This window comes from Acinetobacter sp. BEC1-S18-ESBL-01 (genome assembly GCF_014169935.1).
GTDB classification, from domain to species: domain Bacteria; phylum Pseudomonadota; class Gammaproteobacteria; order Pseudomonadales; family Moraxellaceae; genus Acinetobacter; species Acinetobacter pittii.
Map to the genome: position 1 here is coordinate 1,926,121 of NZ_AP022302.1, position 14,041 is coordinate 1,940,161.

The window sequence follows — 14,041 nt, forward strand, 5'->3', positions numbered from 1 at the left end:
TTTAAAATTAGAAAAAATGAATGGTTAGGAATTTAAGGAAGTGCTCAGGATTGAGTGATATTTAAAGTTTCATTCTATTTTCTATCCAGCATATCTAAAAATTCCTCATTTTTGTCTGCAAAATGATGGAAGAAATATGACATACACACAGGAAGAAAAACGTAGCAGAATACGTGGGATTGTAGGCGCAGCCTCTGGTAATTTAGTTGAATGGTTCGACTTTTATATCTATGCAGTATTTGCTGCCTACTTTACTCAAGCATTAACAGCACCTGATATGGATAGTACGACTAAATCTATCTATGTTTGGGGCGTATTCGCTGCAAGCTTTTTTATGCGTCCTATTGGTAGTTGGGTATTTGGACGAATTGCAGACCGGCATGGTCGAAAAAAGTCTATGGTCATCTCAATTTGTCTGATGGCTTTGAGTTCTTTTCTATTTGCAGCCCTACCTACTTATGACCAAGTTGGCTTATTTGCCCCTTTTCTTTTACTGGTAGTGCGCTTACTTCAAGGCTTATCAGTTGGTGGTGAATATGGTGCAGTAGCAACATATATGAGTGAATTGGGTTTAAAAGGCCAACGTGGTTTTTACTCGTCTTTCCAATATGTCACCCTCTCTGGTGGTCAATTACTTGCTAGCTTACTGGGTGTAATTTTATTAACGTTCTTAAGTGAACAACAATTACATGATGGCGGTTGGCGTATTCCATTTGTTATTGGTGGTATCGCAGCAATCTTATCTTTGCTTGCACGTAGTCGTTTAGAAGAAACGCTTTCTCATCAAGATAGTGAACGAAAAGAGTCTGGTAGCTTAAGAGAGCTCTTTAAAAAGCATTGGAAAACCTTTTTATTGGTGGTTGGATACACTTCTGCTGGTTCATTAACGTTTTATGTAGAGACTGTTTATTCAAAAACCTATTTAACCAATTTAGGGATGGATGGAAAAACCGTTGGTTATATCATGACCTTCGCCCTATTTGTCTATATGTGTGCTCAACCTGTATTTGGTGCTATTTCCGACCGTATTGGGCGACGCTCTTCAATGTTGGCCTTTAGCTTATTGTCTGCGATTTTTATCTACCCAGTCATGGTGATCGGGATGCGTGCCTATATTGATTCGCCGATCATTATTGCCTTGCTACTCATTTTTATGATGATGTTACTCAGTTTCTATACATCTATCAGTGGCTTGGTAAAAGCTGAAATGTTCCCACCTCATGTGCGAGCTTTAGGTGTAGGATTTTCTTATGCGGTGGGTAATGCGCTGTTTGGTGGTTCTGCACCTTCAGTTGCCTTACAGTTTAAAGCTGCCGGAATTGAAAATACCTTCTTTATATATGTCATTGTCATGCTGATTATCTGTTTCTTATGTAGCCTTGCGCTTCCTAAAAAACCAGATTATTTAGAACATGATCATTAAAAAGTAAAAGATAGATATTCTTCTAGAGATTTTTTAGAAGAATATCTTTTTAAAATAATAAGAAAGTCATTTTTGTTCTGTATGCTATAGCTGCCTAGCACATCTAACTTATTCAATTAACTAAAAGTTACTAGTTTTTGATGTTGTTGATCCGTATGAATCAATTTTTTGATGGGATAAAAAATGGAAAACGAAAAATCCCCTTTACCTGAAAGTATTATTCAAGTCACCTTCTGGCAAGCCTTTTTATTTTGGCTCAAGCTCGGCTTTATTAGCTTTGGGGGACCAGCTGGACAAATTGCTGTGATGCATCAGGAACTCGTTGAGCAAAAACGCTGGATATCCGAAAAAAGATTTTTGCATGCCCTGAACTACTGCATGTTATTACCTGGTCCTGAAGCACAACAATTAGCAACCTACATTGGTTGGCTTATGCATAGAACTGCTGGAGGATTAGTTGCAGGTATTCTATTTGTATTACCCTCCTTATTTATTTTAATTGGGCTGTCTTGGGTTTACATAAAATTTGGAGATGTTCCCGTTATCGCAGGCATTTTCTACGGGATCAAGCCTGCCGTCACCGCAATTGTCTTTCATGCAACATACCGTATAGGTAGCCGCTCACTTAAGAATAAATTTTTATGGTTCGTCGCAATTGCTGCGTTTCTTGCCATTTTTGTCTTAAAGCTCCCTTTCCCGCTTATTGTTTTATCAGCAGGTATTGCTGGCTATTTAACAAGTAAAAAATACCCGGAACTATTTTCCTCAGCAGCAGGACATAAATCTAGTCAAAAAGATTATGGTCCGGCATTTATTGATGATGATACCCCGACCCCAGAGCATGCTAAATTCCATTGGTCACGGTTAGCTAAACTTATTTTTGTAGCAATCGCTTTATGGCTATTGCCAATTTTAGCTTTAGGCGCATATTTTGGATGGCATCATTCTTATACTCAAATGGCGTGGTTCTTTACCAAAGCTGCTTTACTTACGTTTGGGGGGGCCTATGCAGTTTTACCTTATGTCTATCAAGGAGCTGTAAATCATTTTGGATGGCTTTCACCTACACAAATGATTGATGGTTTAGCTTTAGGTGAAACTACACCGGGTCCACTGATTATGGTAGTGGCTTTTGTTGGCTTTTTAGGAGGCGTCAATCATTCATTACTTGGCTCTGAGCATCTATTTTTTGCTGGAGCACTTGGTGCAGTCATTGTGACTTGGTTTACCTTTCTCTTTTCATTTGTATTTATTTTTGCGGGTGCGCCCATTATTGAATCTACACATAATGAAATTAAATTTACTGCGCCACTCACTGCAATTACCGCGGCTGTGGTCGGTGTAATTTTAAATCTCGCACTATTTTTTAGTTATCACGTGCTATGGCCACAAGGTTTTTCAGGACATTTTGATATAGTTGCAGCCCTCATTACTGTGGCTGCATTTATTGCTTTATTCCGCTTTAACGTGAACGTGTTATATGTGATTTTTGCATCAGCGTTGGTTGGACTAGCTGTCACTTTTTTTAGTTAACTATTGATTTAAATATTTTTTAAATTCAGAAAATCTTATCAATAAGGCCGAACAGTTTCTTTTCTGTTCGGCTGTTTATATTTTAACCCGCTAATTGTGCGATTTGTGCTGCTGCATTATCTAAGGCAGCTTGACGTGCTTCTGGGCCGAAAGCGATCCCTTCCGCGCGCACAAAAGTAATATCAGTCACCCCAATAAAATTGAAAAACGCTTTGATATAAGTTTCTTGATAGTCTAAAGCTTCGGCTGGTGAACCTTCTGAGTACACACCACCACGCGAAGAAGCAATAATGACACGTTTACCTTCTACTAAACCTTGAGGGCCGTTTTCCGTATAACGGAATGTTTTTCCAGCAACAGATAGTCGGTCAAGCCACGCTTTTAACTGTGATGGGAAGCTAAAGTTGTACATTGGTGCGCCAATTACAACGATATCTGACGATAAGAACTCGTCCAAATATTGGGTGTTTCGTGCAACACGTTGCTGCGCTGTTTCATTATTAGGTTCAACACCTTGCCATGCCAAAAACTCAGCATCAGACAAATGAGGAATTGGTTCTAGAGCAAAATCGTGATGAATAATTTCTGCATCAGGATAAGCTGCGCTGAGCTTTCCAGTAACAGATGAGGTGAGTTGGCGGCTAACAGACTGCTCACCTAAAATACTTGTGTCAATTTGAAGTAGTTTCATCGTTTATACCTACAGTATAAAATTGTTACTTGAACTAATTATGTTACTACTATTATTCTGATGCACAAGAAGGCACATTTAGGGAACCAAGTAATATGACTGTAACCATACCTCACGATATCCAGAGTTCAGATTGTCAAAGAGTCAGTCAAGTGTTGGCTAGAGTTGGAGAGAAATGGAGTATACTCATTGTAATGACACTTGCATCACGTTCTCATCGCTTTTCTGAAATTAAAAGAAGTATCAATGGAATATCACAGCGTATGCTTACCTTATGTTTGCGTGGTTTAGAACGAGATGGGTTGGTTAAACGTACGGTTTATCCTGTAGTCCCACCTCATGTTGAATATGAATTAACTCCACTGGGCCATTCACTTACAGAACCTGTAATTGCTTTAGGCCAATGGGCTCAGCAGCATATTGCGGATATTGATGCGGCAAGAGCTGCGTTTGATGCAGCTCAAGATAAACCAATTACATTAGACACTTAACGTAACTGCGAAGGGCTCATACCATAAAACTGTTTAAAGCGATGACTTAAATGGCTTGCTGAACTAAAACCACATACTAAGGCAATATCTTGTAAAGAAAGCTGAGATGACTGAATTAGCCCCTTGGCCTTGGTTAAGCGTCTTTGCATGACATATTGGTGAGGCGCCATATTCATGGACTGTTTAAACATATGAGCAAAATGGTATTCGCTTAAATTCACAACATTTGCCAAATCAGACAAAGTCAGTGCTTGGTCTAGATGCCCTTCAATCCAGTCCTGAATATATTTGAGTTTATGAGGAGCGAGGCCTCCTTTAATGACAGGCTGCTGCCACTTAACATTGCTATATCTTCGAATTAAATGATTCAACAATAAACTGGCAGTGGTACTCATTTGTAAATGGTTTGCTGAATCTTTCCAATCACAATCTAGCAAGAAGAACTGATAAAGCGCTCGAATCTTTTCGTCATCGTTAAAAACAACTTCGTTTAGTTCAATTTGGTTCGGCTCTTTGTCCCATATTTTTTCGGCAACATCACGCAAATGTTGGTCGGTATAGTACAAGTGAACAAATTTAAGCCCACCACGTATATCCCAAGTCGACTCCTGATGTTCAGGCAATAAACAAAAACGCCCCGGCCCACCGCCGTTTTTCCAGCCTGCAGGGGTTTTTTGATAGCTTTCATAGCCATCTTGAATATATAGGCTTAGAGTGTGGTGATCGCTACAGACACTTACACGATCTTGCTGATTAGACCAAAATGCAAGTTGCATATTCTCATCAAGCACCACAGTTTCGTGGAGCTTGGCTTTAGATTGCTGTAGCTGTTCTAAAGTTTGATAGGCCATGCAAAATTAAAACGAATATCATTGAGCTTAAGTTAACCATATTCAGCAAAATTCAGCTAGTTTAGATCTATAAAAAACGCAAGATCTTGCATGTACAACACAAGAATATATACGTGAAAAATGAAGCAATCCTAGATACTTAAGTTTGGTAATCGAGGATGAAGTTATGAATATTTTACTCTATGTTGCGGTGGTGTTGATTTGGGGAACAACATGGATTGGAATTGCCGTTCAAAGCCATTATGCAACACCCGTTGTCGCAATTTTATGGCGTTTTGCTATTTCAGCCTTATTACTTTGGGTTGTTTTACTATTTTCAGGAAAATTACAGCGGATTGCTTTAAAAGATCACTTGTTTTGTATGCTGCAAGGCCTTTGTGTTTTCGGCCTAAACTTTATTTGTTTTTATACCGCAGTTAAATATGTAAACAGCGGTTTAGAGTCCGTTATTTTTTCGATGGCCGTTTTCTTTAATGCTATTAATGCGCTTATCTTTTTTAAGCAGAAACCTTCCCCAAACTTTGCCCCAGCCGCAATTTTAGGGCTTATAGGTATTGTTTTACTGTTCTGGCATGACCTGATTAATAGTCAGTTTAATGCACAATTATTAATGGGTATCGGTCTGTGTGCAGTAGGCACTTACGGTTTTTCGTTAGGGAACATGATTAGTGTTAGACACCAAAAACGTGGTCTAAATATCTTTTCAACAAACTGTTATGCCATGACTTATGGCGCATTGGTGATGTTAAGTCTAGCTTTATTTACTGGCCAAGATTTAATGCCTCCAATGAATTTCCCATTTTTAAGCTCGGTACTTTACCTAGCGGTATTTGGTACGGTTATTGGGTTCTCTGCTTACTTTTCTCTTGTTGGACGAATTGGCGCAGCCAAAGCAGCATATAGCACGTTGCTCTTCCCTTTAGTTGCTTTAACAGTTTCTACATTCTTTGAAGGATATGTATGGACTATAAATGCTGTATTTGGAATTTTATTAATCTTACTCGGTAACTACTTAATGTTTAGTAAGTTAGAAATTGGAAAAAAGTTATTTAACAGTCAAAAAAATTGTGAGAAGCAGGCATAAAAGCCTGCTTTTTTTATAAATCATAATTAATTTTAGCAGCCCATTTTTAGCATCAACTCGAAATCTTTTAAAGCTGCAGCTGCCGTAGCTAAAGGTGCAGAAGCCCCTCCACTGACAACAAATTCCCCCATTTCTTGCGTTAACACCCGAATGCATTTATTGGAACCTTGCAGATGAGCAAACGCATGATTTGCTGGAACTAATCTTAATTCAACACCTGTTTGAATTTGCTGATTCTTAATATGAATAAAACCCACCAATCGAGGAATTAGATTCTCTTTTTTCCAATCACGAATATGTTCAGCCGTAACATGACTGATTCCTTGTCTTGGAATATCTTGAATTTTTATATTAGCTCCAAAAACAGTATTGGCTAATATGGTAATTTTGGCAGCGGTATCCCATCCATCTACATCGAAAGAACTGTCAGGTTCAGCAATACCTTTTGCTTGAGCTTTTTCAAGAGATTCTGTAAATGTGCATTCATGTTGCAACATATCATTCAAAATAAAATTTGTGGTTCCTGTAAACACACCTTCTATTTCTAAAATTTGGCAGCCAGCTAAGTTATATTCAAACAAATCAACAGTCGGTAAGGCAGCAGCTGTCGCACCGCTAAAAAAAAGTTTTTTATTGTGCTGATGCGCCAAGTTAATTAATTTTCTACCTTCTACAACTAAAGCACCTTTAGATACCGCAATCGCATTCATGCTATGTGTTAAAGCATAATCTAAATAAAATAGGCCTTTTCCACCTGTCACATAGTCACTTGGCCCTGTCTCAATAATGACATCTGCTTGAACCTGTTCTAAAAACTTTTGCTCAGTTAGACCTACTTGATATTTTGTTTTATCTAGCCACTTTGAAGCTTGTAAACCTTCTTGATCAATTAAACCTGATGATGAGTTGCAGACACCCACTAAACGGGCATCAATTTGATATTTTTGTTTATAGTAGGTCGTTCGATTTAAAAGGAGCTCTGCAATTTGTTGTCCAATCCGTCCAAAACCGCAAATTGCCAAGTTAACTCGCTTCATATCGCTTTCTCAAAAATTTAAATGGTTTAAAACAATTTTCCCAAGATAATTTTAATATCTCATCTTTGGAAAATTGCTAACTATAGAGATAGTTAAAATACTATATTAATTAGATATTTGTTAGATTAACAATCTTAATGACCATATAAATTGCGACAGCAAAAACCATTAAAGCAAAGACTTTTTGCACAATTGCAGACGGAATAAAACGAATAGCTCTGCGCCCTAATAACATACCAACTGCACATGCGAGCGCAAACGCACTAGTAATGCCTACTGGATAGTGAAAACCCTCTGCAATATGCATCACAATACTCATTCCACTAATGAGAAAAATAATCATAAGTGACGTTGCAACAATGCTATGCATATCCAAATTTGTGACTTTTCTAAGCGCTGGTACAATTACAAAGCCGCCTCCAACCCCTAACATACCAGTTAAAAGCCCAGCAATAATCCCGATGCTCGCAAGCACACCACCAGTTTTAAAATTCCAGATAAAGCGTCCCGTACTTGGGTTGACCTGACACGGCGGGTTATGAAAATCTGAAACTCGGTTACTGATAAGTCGATAGCCCACTGTAAACATGACCAAGCTAAACATTAACATGAGCCAAACAGGTGAAATCGCGTTGGCTATTAAAATGCCGATATGTGCCATAGGAGCACCAATTAAGGCAATCCAGATCGCAGCACGATAACGAACAATCTTTTTAAATAAGCCTTCAATGGTTCCAATGAGAGTAGATAGCGCAACCGCCAATAATCCAATCGGTGCAGCTTGCGCCACGCTCCAGCCTTGACTGGTCATGAGCGCGGGTACGGCAAGAATACCGCCACCTGCACCAGTTAAACCCAGTAAAAAGCCAATCACGATGCCTTCAACGACAAGTAATAACATATCAAAAGCCTAAAATTGCATATACATCATTTGCAGTAGACTGCTGGTTAATGAGTGAGTAGTTCTCGCCTTCTTGCGAAGCTTTAACCGCTTCTCAGGGTAAAGCGTTGCTTTACTTATCCTCGCTCAGGTTTGACCATCCACTCGCGGCCTTTAAGCATGCCTTGCCAATAAATCGGTGGTAAAATCTGTTCTTTAAGTAGCCAAGCCAAACGAGACGGTTTTTGCCCATCAATCACCCATTTTGGAAAGCTTGGGAGTAATTTGCCGCCGTAGCCAAACTCAGCCAGAACGATTTTTCCACGTTCTACAGTAAGTGGACATGAGCCATAGCCGTTGTATTCACAAAAGTTTTGCTCACCTTTCAGTTGGGTTAGAACATTTACAGCAACGATTGGAGCTTGTGCTCGTGCGGCAGCAGCAGTTTTGGCATTAGGTGCATTTATCACATCGCCTAAAGCAAAAATATTGGCATGTTGTGTATGTTGTAAGCTTTGTGGATTTACACTCACCCAGCCTGCTTCATCAGTGAGCGTACTGGCACGAATAAAATCTGGGGCTTGTTGCGGAGGAACAACATGCAACATATCGAAATTAGTTTCGATCAATGCTGCATTTTCATCATTCACGACTTTGAACCATGCTTTTTTTGCAGGACCATCCACTTTGACAAGTTGATGGTTAAAGTGAAGTTCAGAGCCATATTTTTCGACATATTGCATTAGTGCAGGTACATATTCCTTCACACCAAATAAAACAGCACCAGTGTTATAAAAATGAATAGAGATATTTTTAAGTTTGCCTTGCTTTAACCAGTAATCGGCTGAAAGGTACATTGCTTTTTGAGGAGCACCGGCACACTTAATCGGCATAGGTGGCTGGGTAAAGATTGCCTTTCCACCGTTTAGCCGTTGCACCAATTCCCATGTATACGGCGCTAAATCATAACGATAGTTAGACGTCACCCCATTTTTTCCTAAGGTTTCGACTAAACCTTCAATTCCATGCCAATTCAGTTTTAAACCGGGACAGACGACCAACGCTTTATATTGAATCGGTTGGCATCCTTCCAAAATGACCTGATTATGCTCAGGGTCAAATCCGGCAACGGCAGCTTTCATCCATTTTACTTTTGCAGGAATCACACTGGCCATTGAGCGTGCGGTTACTTGAGGTTTAAAAATACCACCACCAACCATGGTCCAACCCGGTTGATAATAATGAGTGTCTGCCGGATCAATAATGACGATATCAAGGTTAGGTTCACGACATAAAAGACTAGACGCAACAGAAATTCCAGCTGCTCCAGCACCCACAATTACAACGCTATAACAAGGAATTGTCGCTGGCTCATGGTCACGTTTTAAAATATGTGGCACTAACCCTTTCAAGTTAAAACCAAGTTTGTTACCCGATTCTACTAAAAGTGCTGCATCTGAAGGGTCAACTTCTGCTAAAGCCCATAAACTGATTGCACGCATACCAGAACGGCAATACGCTAAAATAGGTTTCTGAGCATTCTGATAAAGCTGCTTAAACTCGGTAACTTGTTGGTCGGTAATTTTGCCACTGGTCACAGGCTGATAAATTACATTTAGACCATATTGTTGAGCTGCTTCTTCAATTTCAATCACATTGGGTTGATCTGCACCTTCTCCATCCGGACGGTTACATATCAGAGTTTTTACTCCCTGATCAGCAATTTTCGCAATATCATCGGCAGTAATCTGGTCAGCAACAAAAAAATCTTGATTAACTCGTTTAAGTTCCATATCGCCACCTTATGATTGTGAAGTTGAGCCACAAGCCTGATTGGCAGGTAGCGCTTTATCGATTTGTTTTGGATATGGCAGATTTAAATTATTCATCAATTTAATAAAATCTTCTCGTGAGCGATTCTGACCTAAACGTGAATTTTTTAAACGTTCATAACCAATCGTTGAAGACAAACGACCCTTATAGTCGTGTCCCGGATACACAATAGTGTCGTCAGGTAGGCTGAAAAGTTGCTTATGAATACTGTCATAAAGTGTGCCTGCATTACCTTGTTGGAAGTCAGTTCGACCACATCCATCAATTAATAATGCATCACCAGTGAAAATCATGTTTTCAACTAAATAACTCGTACAAGCATTGGTATGACCTGGTGTATAACGTGCTTCAATACTGAGGTTGCCAACTTTAAGCATGCAACCATCAGTAATTAAAATATCTCCGCAATTTACTTCTGAGTTTCTGTGTAAAACTGATTTGCAATGGAAACGTTCACGAAGTAAATTTGCAGCGGTAATATGGTCTGCATGAACATGAGTATCTAAGGTATAGATGAGCGTAAATTGATGCTGCTCTAATTCTTTTGCATAAATCTCTATATCTGATGCTACTGGGTCAATTAAAACAGCCTCTCGTGTTTCTTCACACCCAAGCATATATGTATAAGTCGAACTTTCTTTTTCAAAAAACTGCTTAAAGAACATGATTTATACCCCAATAATTTATTTCTTTCCTATATTTTGCAAATAAGATGCCAATTATTTAAAATTAAATAATAAATATAAAAATCAAATATTTAAAATAAAAAATGAAATTAAAGTTAGAAAACAAACGCAGCTTGATGTTCCTATGAAACTCAAGTATGTTTCAATGAAACGATTGTGAAACATATGAAATGGCAAAGTTAAATTTTGAGTCAGAACAAGATTTTTATATTTTATTTGAGCAATTAAAAGCTTTATTCCCAAATGCGAGTCTGTTTTTAGCAGAAACAACGACTCAAGCAATTCACTATAAATTTAATACAGATGACATTTCTGTTGAGAGCATGGCAGCGCTTACTCAAGACCATCACAATCAATATCTCGAAATCAATACTTCTAAAATGAGAAAGCGATTTATCTATCAAGAAAATGATATTTACATCGCAGAGCATCGCATTATCGGGAAATTGCATATTCTACAGCCCGTTAGCATAGAGAATGATATTGCTGATCAAGGAGAGCTAACAGAACAATTGCAAGACTTGGCTAAAGTTTTTAATAGTTGTTCACCAGAAATGGCGCGTATGTTTTCAATTATTCAAAGAGTGGCAATTACTGAGTTTCCAGTACTCGTCCGCGGCGAATCTGGTAGCGGCAAAGAACTTGTAGCACAAGCAATTCATGATTATAGCCAACGTAAAAATAAGATTTTTGTAGCGATTAACTGTGCAGCTCTTAATGCCAATATTCTAGAGAGTGAACTTTTTGGACATGTGAAAGGTGCTTTTACGGGAGCAATTCGTGACCATAAAGGCGTTTTTGAACGTGCCGCAGGTGGAACACTGTTTCTAGATGAAATTGCCGAGATTCCTTTAGAGCTTCAAGCTAAATTATTACGGGTGTTAGAAACAGGTGAATTTACTCCTGTAGGTGGTGAAAAACCAATTCAAGCCAATATCCGTATTATCACTGCAACGCATAAGGCGCTACGCGAAGAGGCTAAGGCTGGGCGTTTCCGTCATGATTTACTCTACCGTTTGCGTGTGATTCCAATTTTTATACCACCACTCAGAGAGCGGAAAGTCGATATTCCTCTCATTGTCGATCAGATTTTAAAAGAGAGCTCAACTCAACTCGACACCATGCCTCGTCATGTCAATCAAAAAGCCATGCAAGTTCTTTTAAATTATGACTGGCCAGGAAATGTTCGTGAGCTTAAAAACACCCTTCTTTATGCTTTAACCATGGCAAATGGTAAAGATGAAATTGAAGTCGAAGACTTACCAAATGAACTCTTAAATGCGGAGGATTACGTTAAATTACCCGAGACAAATACAGAGCTTAGTCCAGAAAATGTACAAGCAGCTTTAGAAAAATATAACCATAACTTGAATATGGTCGCGAATATTTTTGGTATTAGCCGTACTACTCTTTGGCGATACAGACAAAAGCATAAGCTTTAGCTAGGTATTTAGCTCATCTAAGGCGTATCATATTGCACTTGGTTAGGTTCGTTAGTTCAAAGGCTTTATATGATTGTCCGTGATAAAAGCAATGTATTTAAATTATTATTTGCTTGGAAAGGAACAATTTTGCCGAAGGTTTTGCCTGCACTGAGTTTTGTTGTACTTATTTCAGCATGTGTGGTCTGGCTCTCTTATTATCATTGGATTCAAATTCCTACCGTACCCGCGATCGGATTTACCATCTTTGGTGTGATTCTTTCGATTTGTACGGGTTTTCGAAATAATGCGTGTTATGACCGATGGTGGGAAGGTCGCAAACTTTGGGGTGCACTAATTGCCAATGCTAGACATATTGTTAGAGATAGCCATGTTCTAACCAATGAACAACGTGAACATTTAATTCATCAGGTCTTAATTTTTAGTAATTTACTGCGTGATCGTTTACGTCAACAAACAGTCGAACCCACAAAATTTCTTGAACATGCCTATTTAAATAATTCTTCACTTAATTATTTAAATGAGCATATTAATGCCCCTCAGTTTGTACTCGAAAATATTCAAAAAGATTTAGTTAAAATACTAAAAGACGGCGAAATTAGTGACATTATCTATAGCACGCTAAATCGACATATTATTGAGCTAGGCAATATTCAAGCGGGTTGTGACCGTATTGCTGGGACACCTTTACCCTACTCATATTCAGTACTTTTACATCGCGCTGTTTATTGTTTCTGTTTCATATTACCGTTTAGCCTTGAAGCAGCTTTAGGTATTTGGACACCGCTTATTGTTGGCTTAATCGCTTATATGTTTTTAGGGCTAGATGCTTTAAGTGCTCAAATTGAAGAACCTTTTGGTTTACAAGAAAACGATTTACCGCTCGATTCAATTGTACGTTTGATTGAAAGAGAGTCTCTAAGCTCTTTAGGACAGCCATTACCCCCTATTATTGAAGCCCAAAACAACAATTTACTTTAATAAAAAAGAGCAAATCATCGCTCTTTTTTTATAGGCTTAAGTGTCTATTTATGTATGTACGATAATCTTAACGGCTGATTCATTGTTATGAATTAAGGTTTCAAAACCTTGTGAAATCAAATCATCCAGTTGAATGCGCTGCGTAATAAAAGGTTCAAGATTTATTTTACCTTCTTCAACCAGTTTAATAGTCTCCTCATGGTCATTTACATAGGCAATAGTGCCTCGTACATCAAGCTCTTTCATTACTACACTATGCACATTAATTGATGCTGGATGGCTCCAAATCGAAACAATAACTATAACTCCTGTTGGTTTCACTGCCGCAACCAAAGTATCTAATACCTTGTTAACGCTACTACATTCAAACGCGACATCGACACCATCACCATTAGTAATTTTCATGACCTCAGAAACAACATCAACTTCTGACGGGTCTAAAATATAATCTGCAACTCCCGACTCTTTGGCTTTTTCTTTACGTTTGGCACTTAGTTCGGTAATGATGACCTTAAGACCTTTGGCTTTTAAAATTGCCGAAAGCAACAAACCAATGGGGCCTGCACCACCAACCAGTGCAATATCACCAGCCTTTGCACCACTGCGCACATAGGCATGATGACCTACCGATAACGGTTCAATTAGTGCCGCCTGATCTAGCGGAATTTTATTGGAAATTGGATGCACCCAACGGCGTTTAACCGCAATTTTCTCCGATAAACCACCGCCACGTCCGCCTAAACCAATAAAGTTCATATTTTTGGAAAGATGATAATTATCGCCCGGTCCAGTCGGCACATCATCGGACACAATATAAGGCTCTACGACGACATGCTGACCAATTTCAATATCATCAACACCTTTACCTACAGCATAGACGACACCTGAAAACTCATGGCCCATAGTAATCGGTGCAGATTCGCCTGAAATAGGATGCGGATGTCCACACGGGGGAATAAAAATTGGCCCTTCCATAAACTCATGTAAATCTGTACCACAGATTCCACACCAAGCCACCTTAATGCCTACAGTGCCGGGAGTGACTTCTGGTTCAGGGATATCTTCAATGCGAATATCGCCTCTGTCATAAAAACGCGCTGCTTTCATTA

13 protein-coding genes are annotated in these 14,041 nt (G+C 38.9%); 6 read left to right on the forward strand and 7 right to left on the reverse strand.

The features are described 5' to 3' along the window. The first annotated feature begins 136 nt into the window (after positions 1-136). Both H7R46_RS09010 and chrA read left to right on the forward strand, forming a co-directional pair. Positions 137-1,423, forward strand: coding sequence for an MFS transporter (locus tag H7R46_RS09010; RefSeq protein ID WP_002113740.1), 1,287 nt, complete (start codon positions 137-139; stop codon positions 1,421-1,423). A gap of 183 nt (positions 1,424-1,606) precedes the next feature. Further along, the gene (chrA, locus tag H7R46_RS09015) at positions 1,607-2,956 is read left to right on the forward strand and encodes a chromate efflux transporter (protein WP_005069318.1); all 1,350 of its coding nucleotides are present in this window, start codon (positions 1,607-1,609) and stop codon (positions 2,954-2,956) included. Positions 2,957-3,038: 82 nt separating this feature from the next. Here chrA and H7R46_RS09020 read toward each other — a convergent pair whose 3' ends face one another. Beyond that, positions 3,039-3,647: an FMN-dependent NADH-azoreductase gene (locus H7R46_RS09020; protein WP_005069320.1), complete on the reverse strand. Its 609-nt coding sequence runs from the start codon at positions 3,645-3,647 to the stop codon at positions 3,039-3,041. Positions 3,648-3,742: 95 nt separating this feature from the next. On the opposite strand from H7R46_RS09020, the gene H7R46_RS09025 reads away from it, so the two are divergent. Further along, positions 3,743-4,138: a winged helix-turn-helix transcriptional regulator gene (locus H7R46_RS09025; protein ID WP_005069321.1), complete on the forward strand. Its 396-nt coding sequence runs from the start codon at positions 3,743-3,745 to the stop codon at positions 4,136-4,138. On the opposite strand, the gene H7R46_RS09030 is transcribed toward H7R46_RS09025, so the two are convergent. Continuing rightward, complete coding sequence (locus tag H7R46_RS09030; protein WP_005069323.1) at positions 4,135-4,989, reverse strand: helix-turn-helix domain-containing protein; 855 nt, start codon at positions 4,987-4,989, stop codon at positions 4,135-4,137. The two genes, H7R46_RS09025 and H7R46_RS09030, sit on opposite strands and share 4 nt — an antisense overlap. A gap of 166 nt (positions 4,990-5,155) precedes the next feature. On the opposite strand from H7R46_RS09030, the gene H7R46_RS09035 reads away from it, so the two are divergent. Further along, a complete protein-coding gene (locus H7R46_RS09035; RefSeq protein ID WP_005069324.1) occupies positions 5,156-6,073 on the forward strand; it encodes a DMT family transporter in 918 nt (305 codons plus the stop codon). 32 nt (positions 6,074-6,105) lie between these two features. On the opposite strand, the gene H7R46_RS09040 is transcribed toward H7R46_RS09035, so the two are convergent. The 4 genes from H7R46_RS09040 to H7R46_RS09055 form a co-directional block, all read right to left on the reverse strand. Further along, positions 6,106-7,110: a homoserine dehydrogenase gene (locus H7R46_RS09040; protein WP_005069326.1), complete on the reverse strand. Its 1,005-nt coding sequence runs from the start codon at positions 7,108-7,110 to the stop codon at positions 6,106-6,108. Between the two features lie 109 nt (positions 7,111-7,219). Continuing rightward, positions 7,220-8,011 carry a sulfite exporter TauE/SafE family protein gene (locus H7R46_RS09045; RefSeq protein ID WP_005069328.1) on the reverse strand — a complete coding sequence of 264 codons (792 nt, stop codon included), beginning with the start codon at positions 8,009-8,011 and terminating at the stop codon, positions 7,220-7,222. Positions 8,012-8,127: 116 nt separating this feature from the next. Next, on the reverse strand, positions 8,128-9,783 hold the full coding sequence (locus H7R46_RS09050) for a bifunctional protein tyrosine phosphatase family protein/NAD(P)/FAD-dependent oxidoreductase (RefSeq protein ID WP_005069329.1): 1,656 nt from the start codon (positions 9,781-9,783) through the stop codon (positions 8,128-8,130). A gap of 9 nt (positions 9,784-9,792) precedes the next feature. Next, positions 9,793-10,488 (reverse strand): MBL fold metallo-hydrolase, encoded by a 696-nt coding sequence (locus H7R46_RS09055; RefSeq protein ID WP_005069330.1) that lies wholly within the window; start codon positions 10,486-10,488, stop codon positions 9,793-9,795. Positions 10,489-10,679: 191 nt separating this feature from the next. On the opposite strand from H7R46_RS09055, the gene H7R46_RS09060 reads away from it, so the two are divergent. Together H7R46_RS09060 and H7R46_RS09065 are read left to right on the forward strand one after the other, a co-directional pair. Continuing rightward, entirely contained in the window at positions 10,680-11,951 is a 1,272-nt protein-coding gene (locus H7R46_RS09060) for a sigma-54 interaction domain-containing protein (RefSeq protein ID WP_005069332.1), read from the forward strand. Positions 11,952-12,020: 69 nt separating this feature from the next. Continuing rightward, positions 12,021-12,932, forward strand: coding sequence for a bestrophin family protein (locus H7R46_RS09065; protein WP_002113810.1), 912 nt, complete (start codon positions 12,021-12,023; stop codon positions 12,930-12,932). A gap of 48 nt (positions 12,933-12,980) precedes the next feature. Here H7R46_RS09065 and H7R46_RS09070 read toward each other — a convergent pair whose 3' ends face one another. After that, entirely contained in the window at positions 12,981-14,039 is a 1,059-nt protein-coding gene (locus H7R46_RS09070) for a 2,3-butanediol dehydrogenase (RefSeq protein WP_005069334.1), read from the reverse strand. Between the last annotated feature and the right edge of the window lie 2 nt (positions 14,040-14,041).